Source organism: Shinella sp. (assembly GCF_052438155.1).
Taxonomy (GTDB): Bacteria; Pseudomonadota; Alphaproteobacteria; order Rhizobiales; family Rhizobiaceae; genus Shinella.
Genome location: NZ_JBQVPI010000064.1, coordinates 1 through 10,860, shown reverse-complemented (window position 1 = coordinate 10,860; position 10,860 = coordinate 1). Strand labels below are relative to the sequence as shown.

8 protein-coding genes and 3 pseudogenes are annotated in these 10,860 nt (G+C 58.0%); 9 read left to right on the top strand and 2 right to left on the bottom strand.

Going from position 1 to position 10,860, the window contains the following annotated elements:
- Window positions 1-170: 170 nt before the first annotated feature.
- Window positions 171-845: pseudogene (locus tag ACT6VE_RS33845) on the bottom strand (IS3 family transposase); the annotation flags it as partial.
- 51 nt (window positions 846-896) lie between these two features.
- On the opposite strand from ACT6VE_RS33845, the pseudogene ACT6VE_RS33840 reads away from it, so the two are divergent.
- From ACT6VE_RS33840 to ACT6VE_RS33830, 3 genes and pseudogenes are all read left to right on the top strand, one after another.
- Window positions 897-1,328, top strand: a pseudogene (locus ACT6VE_RS33840) (ABC transporter permease subunit); the annotation flags it as partial.
- 66 nt (window positions 1,329-1,394) lie between these two features.
- A pseudogene (locus tag ACT6VE_RS33835) lies at window positions 1,395-1,954 on the top strand (amino acid ABC transporter ATP-binding protein); the annotation flags it as partial.
- Between the two features lie 54 nt (window positions 1,955-2,008).
- Window positions 2,009-3,241 carry a MalY/PatB family protein gene (locus tag ACT6VE_RS33830; RefSeq protein WP_444802548.1) on the top strand — a complete coding sequence of 411 codons (1,233 nt, stop codon included), beginning with the start codon at window positions 2,009-2,011 and terminating at the stop codon, window positions 3,239-3,241.
- A gap of 299 nt (window positions 3,242-3,540) precedes the next feature.
- Here ACT6VE_RS33830 and ACT6VE_RS33825 read toward each other — a convergent pair whose 3' ends face one another.
- Window positions 3,541-4,521, bottom strand: coding sequence for a 3'-5' exonuclease (locus ACT6VE_RS33825; protein ID WP_444802547.1), 981 nt, complete (start codon window positions 4,519-4,521; stop codon window positions 3,541-3,543).
- A gap of 283 nt (window positions 4,522-4,804) precedes the next feature.
- Between ACT6VE_RS33825 and ACT6VE_RS33820 the strand changes: the two genes are divergently transcribed.
- The 6 genes from ACT6VE_RS33820 to ACT6VE_RS33795 all read left to right on the top strand — a co-directional run bounded on the left by ACT6VE_RS33820 (window position 4,805) and on the right by ACT6VE_RS33795 (window position 10,524).
- Window positions 4,805-5,559, top strand: a protein-coding gene (locus ACT6VE_RS33820) for an IS5 family transposase (RefSeq protein ID WP_444802546.1) whose coding sequence is annotated in 2 segments (ribosomal slippage) — window positions 4,805-5,138 and window positions 5,138-5,559 — 756 coding nt in all. Because the reading frame shifts where the segments join, the coding sequence is not laid out codon by codon here.
- 206 nt (window positions 5,560-5,765) lie between these two features.
- On the top strand, window positions 5,766-6,626 hold the full coding sequence (locus ACT6VE_RS33815; protein ID WP_444802545.1) for an FAD binding domain-containing protein: 861 nt from the start codon (window positions 5,766-5,768) through the stop codon (window positions 6,624-6,626).
- The gene (locus ACT6VE_RS33810) at window positions 6,626-7,102 is read left to right on the top strand and encodes a (2Fe-2S)-binding protein (protein WP_444802544.1); all 477 of its coding nucleotides are present in this window, start codon (window positions 6,626-6,628) and stop codon (window positions 7,100-7,102) included. The genes ACT6VE_RS33815 and ACT6VE_RS33810 overlap by 1 nt, the downstream gene beginning before the upstream one ends.
- Before the next feature lie 2 nt (window positions 7,103-7,104).
- Window positions 7,105-9,357, top strand: coding sequence for a xanthine dehydrogenase family protein molybdopterin-binding subunit (locus ACT6VE_RS33805; protein WP_444802549.1), 2,253 nt, complete (start codon window positions 7,105-7,107; stop codon window positions 9,355-9,357).
- A gap of 9 nt (window positions 9,358-9,366) precedes the next feature.
- The gene (locus ACT6VE_RS33800) at window positions 9,367-9,612 is read left to right on the top strand and encodes a MoaD/ThiS family protein (RefSeq protein ID WP_257950190.1); all 246 of its coding nucleotides are present in this window, start codon (window positions 9,367-9,369) and stop codon (window positions 9,610-9,612) included.
- A 228-nt stretch (window positions 9,613-9,840) separates the two neighbouring features.
- Window positions 9,841-10,524 carry a YoaK family protein gene (locus ACT6VE_RS33795; protein ID WP_444802543.1) on the top strand — a complete coding sequence of 228 codons (684 nt, stop codon included), beginning with the start codon at window positions 9,841-9,843 and terminating at the stop codon, window positions 10,522-10,524.
- The last annotated feature ends 336 nt before the right edge of the window (window positions 10,525-10,860 follow it).

The window sequence follows — 10,860 nt, the reverse complement described above, 5'->3', positions numbered from 1 at the left end:
GGCACGTCGGCCACCAGACGGCAATCGGCACCCAGCGCCGATGCCGCCTTTTGCGCGATCAGGCTGCGATTGAGCGACGCCCAGGCAACACATTGATCATGCAGGCCGACCTGACCTCAGACCCATCTTCCCTCCAGTTTTCGGGAGAGTCTTTGGTTTTCAATCTGACCTCATGCGGTCTGTTTTTCCAGAGCGATTTTCATTGCGAACTCATTGGGCGTGATATTGCCCAGAGTGGAATGTGGTCGATTTCGGTTGTAGTCCTCCTTCCATGCGGTGATGTCTGTCCGCGCTTGCGCCAGCGATGAGAACAGGGTTTCGTTGAGGCATTCGTCGCGGAAGCTGCCATTGAAGCTTTCCACGAAACCGTTTTGCATCGGTTTGCCTGGTGCGATGTAATGCCATTCGACGCGCGTACCTTGGCACCACTTGAGAACGGCCATGCTCGTCATCTCCGTGCCGTTGTCGGAAACAATGGTCCTTGGCTTTCCTCGCCGTGCGATGATCGTATCCAACTCCCGTGCAAGCCGTAGCCCTGAGAGTGAGGTGTCGGCGACCAATGCCAGTCACTCGCGGGTGAAGTCGTCAACGACGGCCAAGACACGGAAGCGCCGACCATCGGTGAAGGCATCGCTGACGAAGTCGATGCTCCAGCGCTCATTGGCACGCGACGGCAATGCCAAAGGACGCCTGGTTCCCAAGGCATGCTTGTGACCGCCGCGTTTGCGAACGGTCAGCTTCTCCTCCCGATAGAGACGCCTGAGCTCCTTCAGGTTCATGACGATCCCCTGCCGACCCAGCATGATGTGAATGCGCCGATACGCACCTCCCGTCCGTTGATGAGATGAGGAGGCCGCAGCGAGGAGCGGTGGCCTCCTTCCAATTGGGAGGAACGAATGGTTGATATCGCTCAGGCTGCGCGGGAGCGCAGGAACGTCTCCATCTATGATAAAAAGGTTCGTGGCATCGCCTACCAAGCGGCGCTGGCGGTGAGCCTGACGGTTATCATTGTGGGGATCGCCACCCAGACTGTTTCCAACATGAAGCAGCGTGGCATTCCTCTCACCTTTGATTTTTGGAACCAGACGGCTGGTTTCCAGAGTAGTCAGACACTGATCCCTTATGATGCCCTGTCGACTTATGGGCAGGCATTCTGGGTCGGGGTGGCGAACACGCTGCTGGTCAGCGCATTCGGTATCCTGCTCGCCACGAGCATCGGTTTCGTGATCGGGATTTCACGCCTTTCCAGCAACTGGATAGTCGCCAAGGTCGCGACCTCCTATGTCGAGGTCGTTCGAAATATCCCGCTGCTGCTTCAACTGCTCTTTTGGTACAACGCAGTCCTCAAGCCACTGCCCGCCCCAAAGGCATCGATCTCCCTACCCGGGGGGACAGGCCCCATTTCTGTCAATGGCACGGAGCTGACTGCCGATCTCCGGCATATCGATAGCGTTCGCGGAAATGCGGGATGGTTTTTCAGCACTTCAACCTGTTCCCGCATTTAACCGTGCTTGAAAACTGCACTCTTGGCCCGATCTGGGTGAAGAAGATGCCAAGGCGACAGGCGGAATAGCTGGCCCGCTCCTATCTCCAGCGGGTTCGCATCGAGGACAAGGCCGACAGCTATCCGGGGCAGCTTTCCGGCGGCCAGCAACAAAGGGCTGCAATTGCACGCGCCTTGTGCATGAAGCCGAAGGTCATGTTGTTCGACGAGCCGACATCGGCACTTGACCCAGAGATGGTCAAGGAAGTCCTCGACACCATGACCTCGCTCGCCACGGAAGGCATGACAATGCTCTGCGTGACGCACGAAATGGGTTTTGCGCGGGAAGTGGCCGATCGCGTCGTGTTCATGGATCGAGGGGAAATCGTTGAGTCGGCAACGCCGGATACGTTCTTCACAAACCCCCAATCCGAGCGAGCGCAGCAATTCTTGCGGCAGATCCTGAGATGAACGGCGTTTCGCACGTGCCGCTCGCGATGATTTATCTACTAGGAAACTAAAGCAATGACATACTCTCAGATATGTGCGCCTGCGGCCGGGAAGCTGGCTGCGGAAGAGCCGAGCTTTGACACTATCCATGATCGCAGTCGATTCGGTTCTGCGAAATGGGCCAACCAATGGGACGAGTTCTCTCCTCGCGTCGAAGGGGACGGGTTGGTTTCCTTATGGACGGCCGATATGGATTTCCGTGCACCTGAACCTGTGATTGCGCGGCTTCGGGAGGCTGTCGACCATGGAATCTATGGCTATACAAGACGTGATCCGCATCACTACGAAATCGTGAAATCGTGGTTTGAGCGGCGTCACGGATGGAGCATGGATGTTGAAGCGCTTCTCCCTGCTCCTGCAATCATGCCTTCGGTCGCCGCTATTCTGCGCACATTCACACAGCCTGGTGATGGCGTGATCGTGCAGGCGCCAGTCTATTCGCCGTATTTCCAAGTCATCAGGGACAATGGCAGAAAGCTTCTTATCAACCAGCTGACACTTCGCAACGGCACCTACGAACTGGATCTGGACGATTTTGAACGCCAAGCCGCGAGTGGCGCTCGGGTATTCCTGTTATGCAACCCCCATAATCCGGCTGGGAAGGCCTGGACACGCGAGGAGCTCGAGAGCCTTGACGCCATATGTGAGCGATACGGTATTCTGGTCATTTCCGACGATATTCACTGCGATATTCGGCTGAACGACCGGCCGCATATTGTTTATTCCTCCATAAGCGAGAGTGCTGCGGCCCGGTCCTTTATTTGCACGGCTCCTACAAAGACATTCAACTTGGCTGGCGTGCCAGCCGCAACCCTTTCGGTCGCTGATCCGAAGCGTCGCGCAGATCTGTTTCAGGTAATGCAGGCGTCGTTCATGTTGAACGCAAACTATTTTGGGCGTTTGGCCTTGGAAATCGCCTATACTGCGGGTGACGAATGGCTTGACGCCTTGGCTCCCTACGTGCGCGAGAACGTGAACCTCGTATCGAGCATTGCGGAAAGCGCACTTCCGGGCGTCTTCCCAATGCGGCCGGACGCTTCATTTCTGGTGTGGTTGGACGCACGAGAACTGGATGCCAAAGTTGGCGGGATACACCGTTTCTTCGTCGAGCGTGCCGGCGTCAACCTGTATGACGGACGCGTTTACGGACCCGGCGGAGAAGGCTTCGTTCGCCTGAATGTCGGTTGCCCGCGATCAGTTCTTGTCGAGGCGTTAGAGCGGATGGCATGCGCGCTCAGGACTTTATAGCGCCAATTCACTTCCACGCCCCGAAACCGGAATATGAAGAATTCAATGCCCCGTTTGCCTGTCATCAACTCAAACACGTCTCCTCGTGCAGTCAAAAAATCGAAGCCTCGGAATGAGACGAGGTTGGTGCGGTGATGTCAGGTTAACTCATGATCCGTATCGGCCTGATATCCGGGGAGCATGACCGGATGCCCTCCAGTAGTGGCCTGCCCCATGGGTGATCCGGATTTAATGTTAGTGCATGCTCGGCTTACGTTTAAGTGCCAAACGACAGCCAGAGATCGATCAAATGGGTTGCGTCAGGCCCGGAAACGATCAAAGGCAGACAGGCGCTTGATCGGTGGGTCGGCGTCTTGATAACGGTAGATTTCGGCCCTGAGATAGCAGAGCTCATCATCGAGTGCTTCTTCAGCAACCTCGATCCACCAGGATTTCGGGCGGCCATCGCTTCCGTCAGACCAGCGGTAGCCTCGAGTCTTGAGATGATCCTTCATGTCGAAGGGGCTGCTCTCCGCGAAAACACGGACACGCGACCGCTGGCTTGCTTCATAGAGTTCGGCGAAAGCGGTGGAAACCGATCCATCGACTTCCCGGGCGAGTACCTCCAAGAGCGCGAAACAATCATCGACAGCCCGATGACCATCATGGAAGTAGCCCGCCTGCCCGATCAGGTAGCCGAGTTTGGTGCCCTCATATCCACGCGACGACCAGTCGACCTCGGAGTTGGAACAGGCCCAGGCCTTGCCGGAAAACAGGTGAGAAAATGCCTCGCAGAATGGCCGGTCGAAACCGGCATTGTGGGCGATCAGCAGATCAGCCGGCTCAATCAGCACCTGCAGCGCAGCCATATCGATTGACTGCCCGGCCACCATATCATCTGTGATCCCGGTGAGCCTGGTGATCTCAGTGGGAATGGAAACGCTCGGCTGTTGAAGCCCATCATAGATGCCGGTCACTTCACCAATGCTTCCTGCTGTATCGAAGGTGAAAGCGATCACGCCTATCTCGATGATCTCATCCTTGCGAGCATTGAGGCCCGTGGTCTCGGTGTCGAGAATAATGCCCTTGAGGGGGTACGCTGGCCGGGCGAATGGCGCGATCGCGCGCGGCATAAGTTTCTGCAGGATTCGATATCGACCTGTCTCTGACAAATGTCGGACCATGTCCTCTTCACTCATGGGGATGGCATGCTTGTCGGGTTCGGCGGATTTGGAGGGGCTGCGCTTGATCACATGGTCGCGCGGAGCCTGCTCCGAAAACATGTCAAACTGTTCTGCCATTCCCATTGTCAAAGCCCCGCCGCCAATTTTCTCACTTCAAAACACGGCACGATCGGCAGATCAACCTTGTTGGTGGGGGTGCGATTTCAGGCAACCCGGCGAGCTAGGTTTACGATCGCGCAATCTCACGCGTGAGAGTTCTTTGTTGATTGCCACTGAGAGCTGACCCGGTATTTTCACCGAGATTTGGCTCTGACGCAGTTTTTCTGACGGGGAGCCTTAGGCGCAGGACCTATTAATTTGGCATGGAGATGTGATTCACGGTTTCTGGACGGAGACCATAATGAGTGATTTGTTTTTGCTGAGCGAATGGCAGATGGTTCGGATCGAGCCGCATTTTCCCTTGGCGCATGGTGTTCCACGCGTTGATGATCGCCGGGTCGTCAGCGGTATTGTCTACGTTATCAAGCATGGCCTGCAATGGAAGGATGCACCAAAAGATTACGGGCCACACAAAACGCTCTATAACCGTTTCATTCGCTGGAGCCGCCTTGGCGTTTTCGACCGCATCTTCGCAGCGCTGGCCGGTAAAGGTCCCAGGCCCGAGCGTATCATAATCGACGCCACGCACCTGAAAGCACACCGCACGGCGGCGAGCTTGCTCAAAAAGGGGATGTTCCCCGCCGTATCGGGCGAACCAAAGGCGGCCTGAATTCCAAACTGCACACCGTTTGCGATGGCGAGGGACGCCCGATCATCATGCTGCTCAGCGAAAGCCAGAAGAGCGACCATAGGGGCGCTCGTCTCGTGCTGAATGTCTTGCCGCCAGCCAAGACGCTGATTGCTGACCGTGGATATGACAGCAAGACCTTCCGGGGAGCCTTGCAGGCAAAGGGCATCGAACCCTGCATCCCTTCGAGCCGCAGCAGGAAGGTACCGTACCCCTATGACAAGGCGCCCTACAAACAACGCCACAAGGTCAAGAATCTCTTCGCCCAACTCAAGGACTGGCGGCGCATCGCGACCCGTTACGACCGCTGCGCGCATACCTTCTTCTCAAGCATATGCATCGCCGCCAGCGTCAACTTCTGGCTTTGATTTAACAACTCCTGACCCTACCCCAGACTGCGCATATTCATCGGACTTACACTAGCCGCTCATCGGGAGTGTAGGACTCGGCTTGTATCGAACCGGTGCATCCAATAGCGTTGTCAAGCGGTTGCGACACTCGTATCGTCGCAGCATCGGTTATAGCGGGTTGCGACATTCGCCTCCGACCCGACTTCATCACAAGGAGTATCCTTTTGCGCTATATTCGCCCAAGTTCGTTGGAGGATGCCATTGGTCTGCTGGCGGATGCGCCGGGCAAGGCCGCGATCCTGGCCGGCGGGAGCGATTTGCTGGTAAGAATGAAAGGCGGTTTTATCGAGCCTGAACTTATCATCGACATCAAAGCCATAGACGCCCTGGGACGCATCATAGAAAGTGACGAAGGTTTCGTCATCGGCGCTGCGGTGCCTTGCGCAGTCCTGGGCGAGAATGCAGCCCTCCGACACGCTTGGCCGGGTGTTGTCGAGGGAGCGACCCTGATTGGTTCCAAGCAAGTGCAGGGGCGCTGTACTATCGTCGGAAACCTCTGCAATGCGTCCCCGGCAGCGGACAGCGTGCCCGCTCTGGCGGCAGCCGGCGCCAAGGCCGTGATCAGAGGTCCGGCCGGTTCCCGCACGGTTGCTGTCGAAATGGTGCCGGTCGCTCCCGGCAGGACATCGCTTGCGCCCGGCGAGATCATCGAAGCCATTCTGCTCGACAAGCGCCAGCGATATTCGGGCGACGCCTACCAGCGATTCACACCGCGAACAGAGATGGACATCGCCGTCGTCAGTGCCGCGGTCAATCTCACTCTCGACGATCGGGGCGTCGTCGTGTCAGCGCGCGTCGCGCTCGGCGCCGCGGCGCCGACGGTGCTCCTGGTCGAAGAGGCGACCAATATCCTCGTTGGCTCCCGCGTCGACGGCAGCACGTTGGACCGCCTTGCCGAGGTCTGTTCCGGCGCCTGTCGCCCCATAGACGACAAGCGAGGCACTGTGGAATTCCGAAGGAAAGTCGCAGGCGTGCTGGCCAAGCGGGTCGCGCTGGCCGCCTATCAACGTGCAGGACAGAAATAATGGTAGGCATAGCAGTTTCGACGACAATCAATGGCGATAATGCCGAGTTCCTCTGTCACCCCGACGAGACGCTGCTTGAAGTGTTGCGCGAACGCCTGGGGCTCATGGGCGTGAAGGAAGGTTGCGGTACGGGCGACTGCGGTGCCTGCAGCATCATCCTCGACGACCGCCTGGTCTGCTCCTGTCTGGTGCTTGGCGCCGAGGCGGAAGGCCGTCAGATCGCTACCGTCGAGGGCATGGCGCAGGGCGACAAACTTCATCCGTTGCAACAGAAGTTCCTCGAGCATGCCGCTTTGCAATGTGGCATCTGTACACCCGGTTTTCTCATTGCGGCCAAGGATCTGCTGGCCAAGAATCCGGACCCAACCGAGGAGGAAATACGGTTCGGCCTTGCTGGAAATCTCTGTCGTTGCACCGGTTATGACAAAATTGTGCGTGCGGTTCAGGACGCAGCCAGCGTTATGAGAGGAGCATGACCATGAATTTTGATCCCAGCCACTCGACACGCAGCTTCTCCTCCGTTGGCACGCGACCCATCCGGCCGGATGGCGTCGACAAGGTGACGGGCCGCGCGCGCTATGGCGCCGATTTCAGTATGCCCGGCCAATTGATCGGACGGATTCTGCGCAGCCCACACGCCCACGCCCTCATTCGAAAGATCGACACGTCAAAAGCCGAGAAACTTCCTGGCGTAAAGGCCGTGGTGACGGCGGCGGACCTGCCCGACCTCACCAATGGCGACACGGCGATGTATGACATTCTCGACAACTGCATGGCGCGCAAGAAGGCGCTCTACGACGGGCATGCCGTGGCCGCGGTCGCAGCAATCGATGCGCGCACCGCTAAGCAGGCACTCAAGCTCATTGAGATCGAGTATGAACTCCTGCCGCATGTCACCGACGTTGACCAGGCGTTCGCCCCGAATGCTCCGCTCATCAACGACACGATCATCACCACGGGCGTTGATCCGAAGCCCGATCGTGCTTCGAACGTTTCGATGCGCAGCCAGTTCGGGCATGGCGACGTCGATGCCGGCATGGCAAGGGCCGACTTCGTGGTCGAGCGGGCTTTCAAGACAGAACAGACACATCAGGGCTATATCGAACCTCATGCCTGCGTGGCCAACGTCAGTTCAGACGGCACGGCAGATTTGTGGGTTTGCACACAGGGCCACTTCGTCTATCGCCAGCATTGCGCACAACTGCTCGGTATGGATGCCTCCAGGCTGCGCGTGACGGCGTCAGAAATCGGCGGTGGTTTCGGCGGCAAGACTCATGTCTGGGCTGAACCGGTCGCGCTTGCGCTGTCTCGCAAAGCCGGCAGGCCGGTCAAGCTGGTCATGACGCGTGACGAGGTATTTCGTGCAACCGGCCCGACCAGTGCCACGTCGATCGACGTGAAAATCGGCGCGCTGAAGGACGGAACGATCATCGCCGCCGATGCGACGCTTCGCTATTCGTGCGGTCCCTATGCCGGATCGTGGGCCGAGGTCGGTGCCATGACCGCATTTGCCTGCTACAAGCTCGAGAATGTCAGGACCGTCGGCTACGAAGTGTTGGTAAACCGCCCAAAGACTGCGGCGTATCGTGCGCCTTCCGCGCCGATGGCGGCGTTTGCCGTGGAAAGCGCCATCGATGAACTTGCCAAGAAGCTCGGCATGGATGCCGTGGACTTCCGTATCAAGAACGCCGCACAGGAAGGGACCAAGGCATCTTACGGTCCGGTCTATGGCCCGATCGGCATTGGCCCGACATTGGAGGCCGTGAAAAACCACCCACACATGAAGGCGCCCCTCGGCAAGAATCAGGGGCGTGGCATGGCATGCGGCTTCTGGTTCAACTTCGGGGGCCAGACATGTACCGATCTGAATATCGGAATGGATGGCACCGTCTCGCTTGCGGTCGGCACGGTGGATGTGGGTGGTTCGCGCGCGTCACTCTCGCTGGTGGCCGCAGAGGAACTCGGGATCGACTACGCGCAGGTCAGAGCGGTGATCGCCGATACGTCAAGTCTCGGCTACAATGACATGACGGACGGCAGTCGTGGCACCTTCTCGTCCTCGATGGCCACTATCTCCGCCGCCCGCAACGCAATCAAAATCCTCCGCGCGCGTGCGGCACAGATGTGGGATATCCCGGTCGACGACGTGGCTTGGGAAAAGGGCCATGCCGTCGCCAAGGGCGAGACGCACGGAAACCTTCCAAATCTGTCTTTGAAAGAGATCGCGGCATCATCGGGAACCACGGGCGGCCCGATTGCCGGTCATAGCGAGATCGTGGCCGACGGCGCTGGCGTGTCCTTCGCGACCCATATCTGCGATATCGAGGTCGATCCCGAAACCGGGGCCACCAAGGTCCTACGCTACACGGTGGTGCAGGATGCCGGAAAAGCCGTGCATCCGACCTATGTCGAGGGACAATACCAAGGCGGTGCCGCGCAGGGCATCGGCTGGGCGCTCAACGAAGAATATATCTACGGCAAGGATGGCCGGCTGCAGAATGCAGGCTTTCTCGACTACCGCATTCCCGTATGTTCGGATCTGCCCATGATAGACACGCAGATCCTAGAGATCCCCAACCCCAACCATCCCTATGGGGTTCGCGGCGTCGGGGAAACGTCCATCGTCCCCCCGCTTGCGGCAGTGGCCAATGCGGTGTCCAATGCGGTGGGTGTGCGGATGCAGCATATCCCCATGTCGCCGCCGCGGATCCTGGCGGCGCTCGAAGCATAAGGAGGCCCGATGGTCGAGGTGACGCTATGGGGTGCGCTCGCCGCAGCGGCCGAGGGCAATAGCAAGGTCGAGGTCGAGGCAAAAGACATCAGGGAACTGTTCAAGAGGTTGAGCGAACGGTTCCCTGGGCTCGAGCCGCTGATGGATCGAGGGATTGCGGTTGCGATAGACGGGACGATCTATCGCGACACATGGTCGAAAGAACTACCAACGGGAGCGGAAATCTATCTTCTGCCGAGGCTGGCGGGCGGATAACGCTGACAATAAGATTGCGTCGTAGAGGTTCAGTTGAGCGCCTAAGAACCGTGTGGCTCTCCAGACATTCGCACCTCACCCGCCTTCACCATTGACTGTCATAGCCTCGCTGGCGTGACGAAGCGCGTGGTGCCATCGCTCTCGACTCCTTCCTTAGCTCGGTTCATCGTGGACCGACTAGACGGCACATCATCATGGTTGCAATTTTTTCAGGCACGCGAATCCCATATGCTTATTCATGAAGGCGATACCAGAACCCACGCGATAGACGTGATGCTGGCGTCCATTCTGTCACTCGTGGCAGGCAGCGTTAACAGCGCAGGCTTCATGGCCTATCACTTCTTTTCAGCCAATATGACCGGCAACATTTCGATGGCGTCCGAACTGTTGGCTGTTTCCCAGTTTGATGTGGCGATCAGCTTTCTCACGATCGTCGTGATGTTCATATTCGGCGCTTTCACCGCCTCCGTCTTCATCGAGATTGGCAGGAGGCGGCAGCGTCGCAATATCTACGCCCTGACATTGATCGTTGAAGCCGCAATCCTGGTGCTCGTCGGACTAACCTCCGTCGGGACGACAGCGATGTCGAATGGTATGGTACTCGTAGGGCTCCTTAGCTTCACCATGGGCATTCAAAATGCCGCTTCGACAAGGATCTCGGGCAGCCGTGTGAGAACGACCCATGTCTCGGGCGTGGCAACCGACATCGGTGTGGGTCTTGCAATGCTTGCGAGCGGCGAGGCCAACGAAAAGGCGACGGTCCTGCGTCGTTTAAGCCTCCATCTCGCCACGGTTGCTGCTTTTGCAATTGGAGGCGTTTTCGGGGTGATCGGATATCAGCACTTTGGAAGCGCTACATTCGCTCTGTTTGCCGCACCGCTAATCGCGTTGAGCGTGCTATACCTCAGATAGCGACGCGAAATTCAGTTTATTGAAGGTCGACACGACCATAGTCGCGGTTACCTTTGGAATCGATCGCAGGTGGCGGCTGACCTCGCGGACGCGTTCGACCCACGCCATCCCTCGCTCGTTGTATCCACCGCTCTGAACGTCTTCCCGGTCAACATCTTTGCCGGCTGACACTTGCCGCAAAATTAGAGCGGCGAGAGCGGAAAACGAGGTGCCGTCAGTCAACGTTCCGCCAGACCGAGCATCTCCAACAGGCCCCTGATTGTGATTAGGCATGGAATAAGGACCCCGCATTTGGGGTGATCGGCATCCAAACGGGACCCCCATTTGCGAATGGGG

What these genes read in the sequence shown, in the direction of transcription:
- ACT6VE_RS33800 (WP_257950190.1), top strand. Translation starts at nt 9,367, where the DNA reads ATGGTCGAGGTGACGCTATGGGGTGCGCTCGCCGCAGCGGCCGAGGGC.
- ACT6VE_RS33830 (WP_444802548.1), top strand. Translation starts at nt 2,009, where the DNA reads ATGACATACTCTCAGATATGTGCGCCTGCGGCCGGGAAGCTGGCTGCG.
- ACT6VE_RS33795 (WP_444802543.1), top strand. Translation starts at nt 9,841, where the DNA reads ATGCTTATTCATGAAGGCGATACCAGAACCCACGCGATAGACGTGATG.
- ACT6VE_RS33805 (WP_444802549.1), top strand. Translation starts at nt 7,105, where the DNA reads ATGAATTTTGATCCCAGCCACTCGACACGCAGCTTCTCCTCCGTTGGC.
- ACT6VE_RS33825 (WP_444802547.1), bottom strand. Translation starts at nt 4,521, where the DNA reads ATGGCAGAACAGTTTGACATGTTTTCGGAGCAGGCTCCGCGCGACCAT.
- ACT6VE_RS33810 (WP_444802544.1), top strand. Translation starts at nt 6,626, where the DNA reads ATGGTAGGCATAGCAGTTTCGACGACAATCAATGGCGATAATGCCGAG.